Origin of the sequence: Anaerosporobacter faecicola (assembly GCF_012070565.1) — a bacterium.
GTDB lineage: Bacteria > Bacillota > Clostridia > Lachnospirales > Lachnospiraceae > Anaerosporobacter > Anaerosporobacter faecicola.
Genome location: NZ_JAAQRO010000009.1, coordinates 296,761 through 312,602, shown reverse-complemented (window position 1 = coordinate 312,602; position 15,842 = coordinate 296,761). Strand labels below are relative to the sequence as shown.

13 protein-coding genes are annotated in these 15,842 nt (G+C 30.0%); 11 read left to right on the top strand and 2 right to left on the bottom strand.

Going from position 1 to position 15,842, the window contains the following annotated elements; translation table 11 throughout:
• Positions 1-6 precede the first annotated feature (6 nt).
• Positions 7-255 (top strand): TIGR04076 family protein, encoded by a 249-nt coding sequence (locus HBB17_RS06090; RefSeq protein ID WP_167956574.1) that lies wholly within the window; start codon positions 7-9, stop codon positions 253-255.
• Between the two features lie 230 nt (positions 256-485).
• Here the strand turns inward: HBB17_RS06090 and HBB17_RS06085 are convergent, their stop codons facing one another.
• The gene (locus HBB17_RS06085) at positions 486-1,445 is read right to left on the bottom strand and encodes an alpha/beta hydrolase (RefSeq protein ID WP_167956573.1); all 960 of its coding nucleotides are present in this window, start codon (positions 1,443-1,445) and stop codon (positions 486-488) included.
• Between the two features lie 673 nt (positions 1,446-2,118).
• Between HBB17_RS06085 and HBB17_RS06080 the strand changes: the two genes are divergently transcribed.
• From HBB17_RS06080 to HBB17_RS06060, 5 genes are all read left to right on the top strand, one after another.
• Entirely contained in the window at positions 2,119-5,151 is a 3,033-nt protein-coding gene (locus HBB17_RS06080; RefSeq protein WP_167956572.1) for a DEAD/DEAH box helicase, read from the top strand.
• Between the two features lie 115 nt (positions 5,152-5,266).
• Entirely contained in the window at positions 5,267-7,225 is a 1,959-nt protein-coding gene (locus tag HBB17_RS06075) for a hypothetical protein (RefSeq protein ID WP_167956571.1), read from the top strand.
• Between the two features lie 56 nt (positions 7,226-7,281).
• Positions 7,282-8,304 carry a hypothetical protein gene (locus HBB17_RS06070; RefSeq protein ID WP_167956570.1) on the top strand — a complete coding sequence of 341 codons (1,023 nt, stop codon included), beginning with the start codon at positions 7,282-7,284 and terminating at the stop codon, positions 8,302-8,304.
• 484 nt (positions 8,305-8,788) lie between these two features.
• Complete coding sequence (locus HBB17_RS06065; RefSeq protein WP_167956569.1) at positions 8,789-8,998, top strand: hypothetical protein; 210 nt, start codon at positions 8,789-8,791, stop codon at positions 8,996-8,998.
• A gap of 14 nt (positions 8,999-9,012) precedes the next feature.
• On the top strand, positions 9,013-9,237 hold the full coding sequence (locus tag HBB17_RS06060) for a DUF2188 domain-containing protein (protein WP_167956568.1): 225 nt from the start codon (positions 9,013-9,015) through the stop codon (positions 9,235-9,237).
• 87 nt (positions 9,238-9,324) lie between these two features.
• On the opposite strand, the gene HBB17_RS06055 is transcribed toward HBB17_RS06060, so the two are convergent.
• Positions 9,325-9,561: a helix-turn-helix domain-containing protein gene (locus HBB17_RS06055; protein WP_167956567.1), complete on the bottom strand. Its 237-nt coding sequence runs from the start codon at positions 9,559-9,561 to the stop codon at positions 9,325-9,327.
• A 152-nt stretch (positions 9,562-9,713) separates the two neighbouring features.
• On the opposite strand from HBB17_RS06055, the gene HBB17_RS06050 reads away from it, so the two are divergent.
• The 5 genes from HBB17_RS06050 (at position 9,714) to HBB17_RS06030 (ending at position 15,755) form a co-directional block, all read left to right on the top strand.
• Positions 9,714-9,917 (top strand): helix-turn-helix domain-containing protein, encoded by a 204-nt coding sequence (locus HBB17_RS06050; protein ID WP_167956566.1) that lies wholly within the window; start codon positions 9,714-9,716, stop codon positions 9,915-9,917.
• Positions 9,918-9,931: 14 nt separating this feature from the next.
• Positions 9,932-10,810 (top strand): hypothetical protein, encoded by an 879-nt coding sequence (locus tag HBB17_RS06045; protein ID WP_167956565.1) that lies wholly within the window; start codon positions 9,932-9,934, stop codon positions 10,808-10,810.
• 306 nt (positions 10,811-11,116) lie between these two features.
• Complete coding sequence (locus HBB17_RS06040) at positions 11,117-12,388, top strand: site-specific integrase (RefSeq protein ID WP_167956564.1); 1,272 nt, start codon at positions 11,117-11,119, stop codon at positions 12,386-12,388.
• Positions 12,385-14,247 carry a hypothetical protein gene (locus tag HBB17_RS06035; RefSeq protein ID WP_167956563.1) on the top strand — a complete coding sequence of 621 codons (1,863 nt, stop codon included), beginning with the start codon at positions 12,385-12,387 and terminating at the stop codon, positions 14,245-14,247. The genes HBB17_RS06040 and HBB17_RS06035 overlap by 4 nt, the downstream gene beginning before the upstream one ends.
• Positions 14,244-15,755, top strand: coding sequence for a hypothetical protein (locus HBB17_RS06030; RefSeq protein WP_207717323.1), 1,512 nt, complete (start codon positions 14,244-14,246; stop codon positions 15,753-15,755). Before HBB17_RS06035 ends, HBB17_RS06030 begins: the two co-directional genes overlap by 4 nt.
• Positions 15,756-15,842 lie beyond the last annotated feature (87 nt).

Genomic DNA, 15,842 nt, shown 5'->3' with positions numbered 1-15,842 from the left:
TATCATATGTGTAAAGTAAAACTTACGATTACAGAAAGTAAATGTAGAGGAGGTTATTGCAAAAAGGGGGATACCTATATCGTGGACGACCTTTGTCCTCCATTATGTCATGAGTTGTGGAATTCCATCTATCCACTTGTATATGCTCTTCAAAATGGAGCGACCTTAGATTATGGCACAGAACGCTCGAAGCAATTCGATGCCAAATGTCCGGATGGTGGAAGGGTTTGTATACATGGAGAAATGGTACGTTAAAGGTAGATTTATAAAAATAGATGTATTATTACATTAAAGATTACTTTAGCGGAAACTTTACTTTTAAGATAAATCATATTCCTGTATGGCAAGGAGGTACTTATGAAAATCTCAAGACTTTTTATTTCGATAACAATGGCGCTGTCAATAACATTATCTGTAACAGGTTCAGCCTTTGCACACGGATATAAAAACTGCTATAATATGGGCCCGATGGAAAAGGTAAAATTTTACCAGCAGTTATTCCTATTCACCCACTCCACAGCCGAATCCATTGCTGCTCGACAAGCATTTGTTTGATCTAAGGCATTGAGCATTACAAAATCGTGAATAATTCCTTGGATCCTTATAGCAGTTACATCAACTCCAGCCATTCGAAGTTTTCTCGCATAGGCTTGCCCTTCATCACAAAGTACGTCCGCTTCACCATTAATGATCATAGCAGAAGGAAGACCATGTAGTTGATCAAGGGTAGCCCTAAGAGGGGAAGCTGTTATCTCATAACGATCTTTCAGGCAGTGTGTATATTGGTTCCAAAACCAGATCATACCTGCTCGATATAAGTAATAATCCGTAGCAAACTCATGGTAAGAGTTTGTATTAAAACAGGCATTTGTTACAGGATAAAATAAAAGTTGCTTATGAATGCAGGGGCCTTTTCGATATTTTGATAGGATTGTCATTACAGTCGCCATATTACCCCCTACGCTGTCACCAGCAACTGTTAATGTCTCAAGAGAAACCTCCAATCCCATTTGACATACAAGGTTAGGAAGATTGTTTAATATAGAATAACACTGTTCGATTGCAGTTGGGTATTTTGCTTCTGGCGATAGACTGTACTCTGGAAAAAGTACGATCGAGTTTGTACGATTTGCAATCTCACAGACGAGTTTATAGTGAGTATGAAAATTACCAAATACCCATCCTGCACCATGTATATAGTAGATTACGTGATGTGCTTGTGTATAACAACAAGGGGTGACACAGTATAATTTAACTTTGCCCCACGTTCCAGTATTGACCATGATCACTTCGGTTGAGACTGGATAGGTATTGATTGGGGTATCTTGTGCTTGATCTAGACGTTTTCTCCCTTCACAAGGTGGTACCTGAAAGATGAGTGGACAGATAGAATTCGCATCTGCAACTTTTTCAGCTTCGCATTCAAGTGGAACGAGTCTTTTCATATAAGAATCTCCTTACAATAAACGATCTTAGTTAATATATGATAACTGATTAATTTTATTTCTATATTTATCAAATTCTTATGATGAGAATTTTAACAACCCAAGTATTACAGTAAGAATGAATGGGGAGAAAAGTCAAGCAACTCGTGTTAATTCCTTTGGTATATTAGGAGACCTCGAATTGATTCAGAATAATATGTCACCATTTCTAGTAAAGATAAATCGGTAAAGGTTATTGACGAAAGAAAAGGCATTACATATAAAGAAACAGGAGCAATAACAATTAATATTTCTCCTGTTTCTAAAATAAAGTACATTTTAAATGGTATATGATAAGTAAATTTTTTTGTACTTTATTATTAAACGAGTCAAACTATTACAAAAACTAGGATTAGACGATAAAGTACATTATTTTGAGAATGTACTTTATTTTATTTTGAACTTTATTTTTAGGGAGAATAAAGTTCATTTTATTACATGATACAATACGTATTCAATGAGAAAGTAAAGTACATTATGGTACATATTAGTATATTATTTGTTGCACTGTATATTGTAGAAGTTTATAATGAATATGTATAATAATGTAATTAATTAGTGCGGATTAGTTTATTAATAGAAATAAAAAGCCATAGAATGTGATGAAAATATGTATGATATACGGGGGAAAGATATGCAAGAATTAGACTTATGGAAACATCAACGAGAAGCTGTTGAGCTATCAAGAAAATATATTAATAATTATAGATTTGAACATAATAAATCTGCATTAATACAAATGCCAACTGGTACTGGTAAATCAGGAGTTATAGCAGTATTGTCCAGATTGTATGAATATAATGGAGTTATATTAGTTTTTACACCAAGAAAATATTTACGTTCCCAATTAGTGAATGATATAAAATCTCGTTTCTTTAATAAAATTAATTATAATGATAGCTTATTTAATAATGTAATAGAAATTAGTTGTGCTAAAGAGCTGAAAAGATCCATGTTAGTAAAAGGAAATGTTTTAGTAATGACATTACAAATGCTTTCATATATTACTAATTTACCTATTTTTGAGGAACTTTCAAAAGTAACAGAATTAACAATGATAGATGAAGGACATTATGAACCTGCAAAAGAATGGAATATTAATCTAAATAAGCTAAATGGACCAAAGATACTATTTACAGCAACACCATATAGAAATGATTTAAAATTATTTAACATAGATGTTAAATATTCATTCTGTTTATCCTTACAAGAATGTCAAGAATTAAATATCCTAAGACATGTTAATTTTATAGTAGGGGATAATAGCTTAGTACCTGATTATAATAGATTTGTAGCCAATGTTATAGAAATATATAACAATAACAAAAATGATAATAAAACACGTGCAATTATACAATGTAATAACTGTAATGATATAAGAAGGATAGCTAAAATTATTTCAAAAAATGGCTATTCTGTAATAGGTATACATGATCAATTCGAAGAAACAGATGGTTGGGAAAGAAAGAATGTTCCAGATCCAAATGCTGAAGAAGCTATTTTTTGGGTACATCAATATAAATTAGTTGAAGGCATAGATGATTCAAACTTCAGAATGTTATTCTTATACAGTCGTATTAATAATGCACGTTCATTAGTACAGGAAATAGGACGAATTATTCGCAATCCGAATATAGATAAGAATTTAAACGGTATTATAGTTGACTATTATAATGGCTATCATAAAGATTTATGGAATAATTATTTATTATTTGATAAGGCAATTAGAGATAATAAGAATATTGACAAGTTAGTGAATATCAATAGTGATACATTTATAAAAAAGGATATGGATATTAAATATTTTGATGGGAAATTCAGAAAAAGTTTTGAGTTCGATTCTATAGATCCACTAAAAGATATTCAAATACCATTCAAGGCTAATATTATTGAAAAAAGTGATAATTTTGATATGTCTTCTTATTTAGAAGCCTTAAATGATTTTTATGAAGAAGAAGAATTAGATTTTACAATAAAACAAATTGAAACTGATCTAGTTATAGTACTTAGTTTAGGTATACAAAATAGTAAGTTTTTAATTAATCATGTTTTATTAGAACCTAAATTAAACATTATGCTTATTAAAGAAAGTAATAATCATATCTTTATATACAATAGTAGAAAGAAGCTTTTTACAGGGGATAGTAATGTTTCTTTAGGTAATAATATATCTACTAAAAAATTATCAAAGATGTTTCGTGAGAATAAGGAAACCAATATAACAGAAGTTTCTTTGAGCAATACCAATATAGGTTTAAACACTATTAGATCCAAGTCAATATCGGCAGATTCTATCCAAGAATCAATACCAGCAATTGATGATTATGCTCATGTATGTACTAGAGTGACTGGATATATTAAAGACAAAGCATCTGAATTTATAACCAAACGTAGAACAAGAAGATATATCGGATTTTCACATTCTACAATAATTCAAAATACAACAAAGTATCAAACTATTGAAAAATATTTAGAGTGGATACATAATATTGAAACTATTATTGAAAGTAACATAAAAAGTAATACGGTATTTAATAGATATGCATTAGAAATCAAAGTACCTAAGAATCCGCAACCAAAGAGCATATTATTTGATATCAATGAAGTAAATGAACTATTTATTAATATCAATAACAAGCATTGTGCACTTGATTTTATTGATTCATATAGCAATATTACCAATGGAATGTTTACTCTAGAAGCAGCCAATGTAGTTTATACAATTACAATTAAATATGATAATGGTAAATATATTTTATCCTGCAAGGAATTAGAGAGAGATTATATTAATATTAATGATGAAAATTATAATAATATAATTACTTATTTAAATAAAACACAATCATTTAGCGTAGTACCAGAAAGCGTTGGTTGTATATATATTAGTGGTAATTTTTATTCACCCAAATTTAAAATGGGTTCGACTTTTGATAAAACTAATTATGAAATAAAAAATTGTTTTATTACAGATGAGGTAATTGGTAATTGTAATTCCGAAAAAGGATTTGACAGTTACTATACAGGTGTAATGGATACATGGGATCCTAAGTCTTTATTTGGGTATATTTCAAGTCTAGGAAAAGAAACATCAATAAAAGATTATTTTGGTGATCCTGATATAATAGTGTGTGACGATGGTGGTACGGAAATAGCTGATTTCATTTTATGCGATACTGTTAAACAAAGGGTTATATTTATTCATGCTAAAGCAAAAACAAGTAAAAGTAAAGATAGTGCTTATTGTTCTGCTAGTGGATTACATGAGGTATGTAGTCAAGCAACTAAAAATCTAGGTTATTTGGCAATGTTTAATGATTTAAAACCATCTAAATTAAATAGTTGGGATAATGAGTGGTCAGGGAAGATTAGTAGCAATAGTAAAGAAGATAAATCTTCAATTGGAAAGGTGAAAAAACGGGTTAAAACAAGCAAAATTTTAACAAAAAACGAAGTTTGGAATGAAATAAAATCATGTATAAATAATCCATTGTCAGAAAAGGAAGTGTGGATTATGCTTGGAAATATTTTGTCAAAAAGTGATTTTGAAAACCGTTTGGAGAAGAAAAAACCAGCAGCATTTGCAATTCATGCAGCATATCTCTTAAATGCAACAGCTGCAGATGTTTCAACTGTTGGCGCAAAATTTCGTATTGTCTGTGCTCCATAACTATGGAATAAATGCTTATATAATAAAATGAAATACTTTATACCTAAGATGGTAGTGATAACTAAATTAAAGTAAATACCCATATCATATCTTAAGTAAGTAGGAGGCGTACTATATGGATGATACAAGAGTAAAATACTATGAATCAAATGATATTTTTTACGGTTATAATCTCTCCAAGATAGAAAGCTTAGAAATCCCCTCTTTTGATGCTATTAGTATTAATGACGCAATTGAATACTTCGAAATCAAAAGATATTTTGAAAAGGGGACTCGCTCAAAAGATTGGACAGATAAACAATATTGTATATATAAAGAAAAAAGCAATAAATTGTACGATCTTACTATGCGTTTTATCAATTGTATTAATGATGATTCGATTATTGAACAGCATGAGAAAGTTGATGAAAATTACAGTTCTTCTTTCTGGAGCGTTTTTGATATTTGTAAACTTTACAATAATATTTCATCGAATGTTTTTGAACAGTTAATATATACAAGTCATATAGCACCGTTCGACTTGTTCTCATATAAAAATATCGTAGATAAATACGGAGATGTATTGAAAAGATATCTTCTTGAAAATGACTTTACAATAAGAATTATATTACATTTTTATGAACAGAATTATGAAAAAGGTACCAAAAAACTGCATATACCGAAGGATTTAAGTGGAGAAGATATTGTTGCATATTTTGATTCGTATATAGATAGTGGTCATGTGAATAATAACTATCTTGATGAGATCATTCACATGAAATTTTCAAAGCAATTTCCTGTGAGTGACGAATTAAAGTTAAAAGCAAAAAGAAGATATGATCAGGAAATTGAAAATATGTCTAGAACTGGTGTTCATATCCAACAAGGTATTCAATTAGAGTTTTCCCAAGATCAGACAGTAGAAAAGAATATCAAAAAAAATGATAATGATTTTTGTATTACTTATGGTACTAAGTGGTTATTAGAAACGCTTGATTATGCAAGTATATTAAACAATTTTATCTATATATTTGAATTTGCGGATGTCCCACAGATGAGGTGTCTACACGTAAGTAAGAAAGGACAAGCCGGTATTTTTGAACGAATGTTACAATCCAAATCATCACTTGTTTATCCTGTCAACACGGTATTTAGATCCAGAGATGTACTTGCAACTATGCAAATGGCTGCATACTATCATTTTCTCCAAAAAAAAGATATACGGTTAGAAGAGGTTTTACAGTGGTTTTTCACAGAATATCTACATAACGAATTTGGTTGCACTAGAATGCGCTTGTCATTTCCTAGTGAAGGTGCCACCTATGCAGAAAAGTGTTCTACTATAATAACAGTATTTGAAAGCGCTATAAAACAGTTCACACAATATGTAAAGCATCGAAAAATAGATTTTGAGTTGCTAGCAATGTCATCGTCTTCAGTAAAAATAGAAGATATTCCATGTATGACTGAAAATAAATATTTGTATGGAATCGGTTGTGATTACCAATGGTATACATATTGGTTGTTTTCAGATCAATGTATCTTCTCGTATGTTCAACGTATTGAAGAGTATAAACGAAATTATAATACTTTTTTTGAATTATTAAAAAATGAGAAGGTATACCTTACTGATTATCATGAAAAAGATCGTTTAGTCTTTTTGAAAATGGAAGAAGCAGATATACTAAGAATATCATTGGAAGGTCTTATAACTCTTGGTAACCCAATTAAACTATTCATTTTAAAAGATTTGTATGATAACGAAGTTATCAGTCATTGGCACTATCCTAAAAAAGCACAGCCTGTTATTGATGAGTTAATTAATAATGGTATCGTAGAAGTGAAAAGCTCATTGTTATCGGAACCCGAAGGTCATTATTTTAATTATGTATTGAATAATTCAGAGTATTGTAATGGGTTGGCAATCAGAAACAAGTATGCGCATGGAATACAGCAAGCAATAGATGACGATGAGTTCCATAAACAGAATTATCTTATATTGCTAAGACTTTTTGTTATTCTTGCAATTAAAATTAATGACGATTTCTGCTTAGCTGATGAACAGAGAGACTCAAATTTTTATGAACAAGATTAGCTCTATGAATATACTCGCCATCTTAAGTGCAAAATCGTGATAGAAAGGAGTATTAGATGAAATCCTTTATCAACTTGTTGAAAAACAAACGTAACTTACATACCAATGAAGGTACTGCAATATACACAAATGGGATTTTAGTAAATGTAATTCCAGAATCATTCGACGCTAGAGATGTTAGATATATAAAATCAGACAATGTTATATATGATTTACTAAATATGGAAAGTATAGAAGAAATACCGATACCTAACCCATATCTGTTGAAATCTGGTGATGTGTTATCTGATATATACTACACATTGAGATTGATTTCTGGTAAATATAGAAATTTAAATCTAAAAGAACTTTCTTATGCTTGTTTAAGAAAATCGAATGAATTGTGGCTGAATAGTCCATGGGAATTTACTGAAAAAGAAATTATGCGAATTGTTAGATGGTTACAAGAAGATGGCATGTTTGAAGAAGCTACTAAAGAAAAGCATAACATAATTAGCAATAAATTATATCAGTACAAAAATCCTGCTAATAAACAAAGATTAAATGAAATAGTACTAAAAAATATACATGAACTGAAAACAGATTATATTGAAATACCATGGAAAGCTGGACAATGCAATCAGTGCTCAATATATCATGGTAGAATTTATAGTATATCTGGTAATGATAAGCGATTTCCTAAAATACCTTCTTTTATATGGAATAGATTTATAAATGGTCAATCTTTAATTCACGATCATTGTAGATGTTCTGTTTATCCTATAAACATGTTAATGCCTTCTATTTCTTATCAAAATAAATATATAAAACCAATAGATGATATTATCAAACTAAGTAATAGACCATTTATACCCGACGCTAGTTTGGAAGATGTAGAGAATAATAAATTATATTACAAACAACTAGAGAATGAAAAACAAAAAGATAAAGATAGAGAAGAGTATTATAAACTAGTATATACAATTCCTCTTGTAGTGCCAAAAAGCTTTAGTTCATATAGACGAATGAAAAACTCAAATAATAAAACATTTACTCACTTAAAAGAGGAAGCACAGATTCATGGGATAAGTATTAGTTGATATGCTCAGAATATGAAACTCGTTAATATTCTGAGACATAATTCTTTCTAAATGATATTGACAGGATATGTAAGGAGTGATAATATAACATTATTAGCACTCTTACGTGTCGAGTGCTAATTTCAATACCTTTATAGAAATTGTAATATTGTATACTATACAAACACTATATATTGTATGCCATATATAGTTTAGCACTATATATGGCATATTGATACTTGACATATTATTGATATAGTATTAATATAGAATTAATTGATGACAAAGAAAAACGTTCCTATAAGATGCGGCAACATCAAATAAGAACTAGTTTTCAAAAGTTATAAATTTGCATTTATAGGTAAAGTATAAAGATTTTTACTTTACTTGTCAATAACTTTTGGCAATATTGACCGGATAGGAGGAAAGATATAGGCTATGCTCTTTTAAATCAATTTTCAAATATACAAAATTGTAAGCTAAAATATAGCGGAAAGGGGTATTTATGCCTAATTATCTCATCAATAAAGAAAAAACAGACGGTCGCTACAATGAGGTTCATACTACTACATGTAATCATCTACCAGAGTATGCTAACAGATATGATTTAGGTTTTCATTTGAATGGAAATGATGCCGTAGCTTATGCAAAACGAATTGGATTTACAGATGCTGATGGCTGTTATTATTGTTGCAGTGAAGCTCATAAAGGTTAGAAGGAGGTAGTCATATGGGTAGGAATCAACATATTACTAAACACCAAGATGGTGGTTGGCAAGTAAAAGGTGCAAATAATATTAGAGCAACAGTTAGAACATCAACGCAAGCTGAAGCAATAAAAATAGGTAAACAAATTGCTAAAAATCAAGGCTCTGAATTAGTCATCCATGGAACAAATGGTAAGATTAGACAGAAAGATTCATATGGAAATGATCCATTTCCACCAAGAGGCTAAAAAGATTTAGCTTCCATATAATTATTAATACATAAAGAGAAAATAGTACAAAGATCAATAACAATTAGATGATCTTTGTACTATTCTTTATTTGTTTAGTATTTCTTCATACCGAACCCCTAAGCATTCCCTAATCGCGTTCAACTGCGATACCTTAATATGTTGCCTGCCACTTTCTATTTTAACTAACGTTTCACGCGTTAATTTCACATCTTTTAATTGCACCATAGCAACAAGTTCGGTTTGTTTAATACCTTTTGCTATGCGTAATGATCGTATATTACCACCAATATCTATCGTGTCTGATATTATTTTTGATTCCAATTCAAATCCCTTCCCTTATTAAAATTAATAATAGATTAGAGTAAATTCAGGTTTTAAAGGGACCAGAACTAGTCCATATTATAGTAAAGGCTCAAAAAAGAACCTTGTTCTAATAATTGATGGTATTTATAATAAAACTGGAGGCAATAAATGTGAAAACAAATAATGTATTAAAAGAATTACGATACAAAAAAGGAATTAGCCAAGAACAATGTGCAATTGAAACTGGTATATCTTTGAGCAGTATTAAAAGATATGAGCAGACTGGTAATATTGGCAATACGTATAATCTGAAGGTTTTGGCAGATTATTTTGATGTTGAACTAGAGGTTTTATGTTACAAACGAAAGGATTAATTTGAATAAGAATTATGGATACGAAAAATAAAACAATGCAAATGCAAGAAGTACTTATTACACCTGAAATGGCTACTGAATTATTAAAAAGTAATACATGCAACCGTGTTATGAGCAAGACTACTGTAAACAAATATGCCGAATTAATGAGAAAGGGAGAATGGTTTTTATCTCATCAAGCAATCGCGTTCGCTGATAAAGATGATGGAAGTGAAATATTAGTTGATGGTCAACATCGACTTGCAGCCGTCATACAAGCAGAAGTACCCATCAAGTTTACTGTCGTAAAACATGCTGTACAGACTCCATATATCGACACAGCACGTAATAGAAGTTTTATCGATAATCTAAATATCTTCAATGATACAAAAAAATATTCCATTACAATGAAAGGAATCATAAATTTGTTGACCAAAATCAATAAGATCAACAATATAACTCAAAATGACAGAAAGATTTTGTGTGATCACTACTATGAATCTTTCCTAAAAGTAGATGAAATATATAAGAAAAGTGTAACAAAAAGTGGAGGTTATCCATTAAAAGCTGCCATTTTCTTGATTTACAACGAATATCGTGAAAAAGATGATTTATTGGAAAACAAACTAAATGAGTACATGTATATCTTTAATACAGGGAACATAAATGCTGATAATGAGCAAGGAATGTTTATTAAAGAAATGAGAGATCATTATTATTTGCAAAACAGAGAATTTAGTAAAATAGCAATATCTAATTCTACCTCCTTTAAACGCAAATCTTTAACATCTATTTTTCTGTATTCTATAAATTGCTATTTGTTGAATAATCGATATATATATTCTTCTGATATGGAATTTTATATGCATCAAATAATCGAAAAACAAATCCACGTAATAAAGAGTGTTAATTAATATTTTCCATATAATTCTATTGAGTGATTTGTATAACTTACAATTATTAGTATGACCCAATAATTATATACCTTAACATTTTATAGCCAGTTACTCCATAATTTGCTATAATTATCTAAAGGACTATTCATCAAATATACAATATTCTACATTATTCCTACTTTTGATACTATCGAAAATTATCGTAGGTATTATACATTAATGATGCGTCATTACAAGTAATATAAATCCTGTAATTATAGCAAGCATGTCAAATTATCTTCATAAAGTAGATTCCTTTATAAGGGTAATGCATGGAGGTACAACGTGAACAAAAATTATTATTTTTCTATTTATAATCATCTTTTGATTATTAAGGACAATCAACTAATATCAAGAAAGTTTATTGTATTAAAGGATAATAACAAGAATATAGTATCTTTTACAGACTTTCATCGGTATGTTAGATCAAAAAAAACAATACGTAATATAACCGATGACGGAAATAATAGATTTGACTTTGTTGTTAAATTTCTTAATTATGCTTTTTTCGAAAGAGATATAAACGTATTAGATAATCTAAGCATCGAAATTGTAAAAGATTTTATGAATGGTTATGGTAGTGGAACATTACCAGGAGATGAACAGGGACGAACGAAAAGTACAGTAGAAGTCTGTATTATGGCTATAATGGACTTCTTAGAAGCATTTATTAATGAACGTAAATCTAAATGTGCAATAAGAATAGATGAATTATATAAAATTATTCCTGTTAGGAATAGAAGAGGAGGAATAATCAACAAGAAAATTCCTATATTTGATGTTGTTTATACGAATAAACATAAGGATATTTTTAGAGATATCCCAAATAGGGCATTTGAAATATTAATTTCTTATATTGCTTCTAACCATACAGATATTCTAATGTTAGTAGCATTGTCAGCCTTTGCTGGTCTTCGACCTTCAGAGGCTTGCAATGTACGAAGGGAAGACAGTCCGCTTGGTGCTGGTCTCATATTTACTGTAGAAGATGGCTGTGTCACAAAACTACAAATTGATCTTAGAAATGAAATATGTTTAAGAAGTGATCTTATGCCAACCGGTAGAATTAAAAAAGAACGTATGCAAACTGTACCCATAATGTTCATAGATGCATTGACCAAAAGTTATAACATTTATATGAAATATATGGAAGGTCATCCTTATGAAGCTGTATATGGTGCTCTATCTGTTAATAAACAAGGAAAAGCAATTACTTATGATAGCTATTATCAAAAATTCCGAAAAATAATAAGAGAAGAAATCATACCCATATACTTAGATGATGAGAATTCAGAAGTTGTTAATTATGGACGTCTTCTTTTAGAAAATAATATCTCACCACATGTTTTTCGACATTGGTACACGGTACAATTAGTCCTTTCTGGTATGGACAATATTGGTGAAATTATGTATGCAAGGGGAGATACATCTCCTGAAAGTTCATTAACATACTTACAAAATAAAGGCGAACTCGAAAAACAGTATCGTAAAGTTAACAACGAGATGTTCAATTATCTTTCTTGGGCTGCCAAGAAAAAACATGAGGAAATACTATGATTGATTTAATGGAATTTGCAAAGGAAATTTTAGAAGAAGCTGGTGTATGGACCCCAGAAGGAAGACTTCGTTTTATTACTTTTCTTGAAGATAATGACTGGTTTAATATAGCTCCTATTTTACTAAATGAAAAGGTTTATCTAACAAAAGAGCAAACAGAGATAATTAAAGCCCCATTAGAATTTTTTTTTATTAATAGAAGCAATTCTGAAAAAGAAACTTTGATTCACCAGATGTTTACAGAACAATATCCTACAACATCTGAACAAATGGACCGTTTCTTCGATCTAATTAAGGTAACCAATGAGTCTAAATTTCATATAACTGATTTTCTTCTTAATACAATTCATAAGGATATATTTTTAATGAATGATAATGAAATTAAAGATATGATTTCAAAAGCAATAAATGATCTTATAAAAGCACATGGAGAAATTCTTACATTTTTTCTTTCTTGGCTCAAATCTGAATATAAGACAGTTTATATTAATGATTATGTTTTGGAAAAGCGGATATCAATTAAAGAAAAAGGACAAGCTTATGATATAGATGAGTATCTTGAATTATTATTTTATCTTTATAACAAAGAATATATTGAAGAAAATGATATGTACAAAAAAGCTGCAAATTCAAAAAATTATGCAGATACATGGTTGTATCTTTCAATGTATTATATATGTGCTCTTAGAATTACAGACTTAAAACGTATAAAACATCCAATACTACCTAAAGTTCCAGAATTAGTTATTCAAGAGATAAGGGAAGGAACTTTTTCTGAATCTGATGCACGTAAAGTACTTCTAACAATTACTTGGAGACTTTGTGTATTACCTTTGACGCCCCATAAAACAGAAAGAAACAGCGGTATATCCTCCGTTAAATTTACTGTTCCTGAAAGCTGTGAAATACATATCGGTACACTATTTGCGCTCTGTGAAGCACATAGACAAATAGAAGGCATCCCAGACGATGTGCCATTAATTCGTAATATACAAACATATGAGGAAATTACAAGTTATATGGGTGAAGAGATTGGCTCATTATTCCTCGAAGCAAATTTCCATTCACGTTCTGCTAATAAATCATATCTACAATCAATATATATGCTTACCGATGATATTCTTAGTTCAGAAGCGGATATGCCTAATGTAAAAGGATACATATTAGCAGCACTAGCAAGGAGTCATAAAGGGTCATATGGAGAGTTTGCTAGAACAACAGAAGTATACCTTAAAGATGCAAAACTATCTGGACTAACACCAGAATTCGTTGCAATGGAATTGTTTGAACGTGGTGTTCTATCATTTGTTCCATCTATGCTACTAAAAATGATTTCAGGTGGTCAATATAATAAACTAACGGTTCATAAACAGACGGAATTAGTCAAAATTCTAGATATGAGTCCAGGTGAAATTGAACGTACAATTAAAATAGTATATAAAGCAAAATCCGAATCAAAAAAGATGGTGAATTTACTGTTACAGAATACATCAAAGGATTCACTTTTAGAGATATTACATAGAATTGGTTCTGGTTCAGCATTTAGTAAACAACCAGAATGCCTTTGCCTTCTAACTGCATTGAGAAAAGTCTGCCCTTATAGTCAAAGAATGCATTGTATAGGTTGTAAATATGAAATTAGTACAAAATCCACTGTCTTTTTAATTACCACTGAATATAACAGGCTTATGAATTTATTTAATAATTCTAAAACAATACAAGAAAAAGAAAAATACAAAAAAATTATTACAGAGGTAGTATTACCTTCAATGGATGAAATGCTTACTTGCATTAAGGAGCAATATGGTCAAGATACCTATGAAGCATTTGAAAATATGATAAAGGAGCATATTACATGAATACAAATACAGCTGAAAAGATAATGTTTCGAACTATACTATCTGTTCCGAATTTTGATACTTCTAGCCTAATCAAAGCAAAAGAAATATTTAACAACTATATAAAAGAAAAAGTATTTATTCAATGTAAGTTTGAAGATCCTATTTGGTATACAACAGATGAATACTCCAATATAGGTATTCATTACAATTTTAATAAAATTACTTATAAACGCTATTATGAATCCATATTGGGGCTAGAATTCAAAGAGTTTGTAGATTATGTAAAAATATTCATTGCTTATACAATGGGTAAAAATGTACTACATACGCTTCAAACTGTAACGAATGATATTAAGAGAATAATAAGAACGAATCCCTCTGAATTATTAAGTGAAAGTGTAGTACTTAAAATTGCTGTTCCTAGTCTATGCATAAATTTCTTTTCTATGCTACCAGATAGGGGAGATATAGATGAGCTTGACAGAATTCTTAATGTACTCGATCAGTATTCTGCAATAAATTATAGTAATAACACAGATAAAAAACGAACACTAGCTCAATTTGATAGTTATTTTCTATTCAATGATATAATTAATGATTATTGGAAAGATGATATTCCGAATGAACAACGCCTTTTCTTTTATCCACTATATCTTTGGTGGAAAATAACTGGAGTCATTCCTCTACGTCCAAGAGAATTTATACTTACTCGAAGAAAATGTATTACAAAATGCGAGGATGGATACTATCTTTCGCTTAGAAGAGATAACCTAAAGGGTAAATCGAAAAGTGTTTCATATAAAATATGTGATGATTACTACGAGGTAACATATAAAATTCCTGATACTCTAGCTTCAGAAATACTAAAGTATATAGAATTCACTAAAGAATATGAAGATACAGATTTAAATACCCTATTTATAGCTGATCCTCATTACAAGCATTGGAAACAAAAGAAACACTCTAACAGTAGATATTTTACCTATATCAATATGAATACTGTTATGAGATACTTCTTTCATGATGTTATCGAAGAAAAGTATCATTTAGAAGTTGTTTATGACCGTATTGGTGGTCATTTAAAGGAGGGGGAGATAAACTATATTAATTTGGGGGATACCCGTCATCTCGCATTAATTAACATCATGGCAGAGGGGGGGACTCCAGTCACTGCTATGATACTTGCTGGACATGATAACATTGAAATGTCTGCCCATTATTATTCCAACATAACAAATCTTATAGAATGTAGAACATATAAACAGTACAGACTTGTTATGAAAGGTGATGTTACTTACCAGTTAAGTATTGCAAGAAAAGAAATGGTAAAGAATTTAGATTGTTCTGTTTTAGTATCTGGAGGACAATGTCATTCTAAAAAATTTATGAATAATGATATTAGTGATTGTCTAGAATGTGCTGGACCTTCAGGAGAACTTGGTTACTGTCCAAGTTGTAGATTTTATAGAAAAAAAGGAAGTGAATATTTTTCAATGGATTCGGATTCTATATACAAACGAAAATAGAAGATGATTGTAAAGTACTTGAAAAAGTAATAAAACTAGTTCGTCTAGGAAAAGGTAAACAAGAAGATATAGGCGAGGCTATGTTGA

Coding starts and splice junctions, on each gene's coding strand:
- HBB17_RS06090 (WP_167956574.1), top strand. CDS start 7: ATGTGTAAAGTAAAACTTACGATTACAGAAAGTAAATGTAGAGGAGGT.
- HBB17_RS06085 (WP_167956573.1), bottom strand. CDS start 1,445: ATGAAAAGACTCGTTCCACTTGAATGCGAAGCTGAAAAAGTTGCAGAT.
- HBB17_RS06080 (WP_167956572.1), top strand. CDS start 2,119: ATGCAAGAATTAGACTTATGGAAACATCAACGAGAAGCTGTTGAGCTA.
- HBB17_RS06075 (WP_167956571.1), top strand. CDS start 5,267: ATGGATGATACAAGAGTAAAATACTATGAATCAAATGATATTTTTTAC.
- HBB17_RS06070 (WP_167956570.1), top strand. CDS start 7,282: ATGAAATCCTTTATCAACTTGTTGAAAAACAAACGTAACTTACATACC.
- HBB17_RS06065 (WP_167956569.1), top strand. CDS start 8,789: ATGCCTAATTATCTCATCAATAAAGAAAAAACAGACGGTCGCTACAAT.
- HBB17_RS06060 (WP_167956568.1), top strand. CDS start 9,013: ATGGGTAGGAATCAACATATTACTAAACACCAAGATGGTGGTTGGCAA.
- HBB17_RS06045 (WP_167956565.1), top strand. CDS start 9,932: ATGGATACGAAAAATAAAACAATGCAAATGCAAGAAGTACTTATTACA.
- HBB17_RS06035 (WP_167956563.1), top strand. CDS start 12,385: ATGATTGATTTAATGGAATTTGCAAAGGAAATTTTAGAAGAAGCTGGT.
- HBB17_RS06030 (WP_207717323.1), top strand. CDS start 14,244: ATGAATACAAATACAGCTGAAAAGATAATGTTTCGAACTATACTATCT.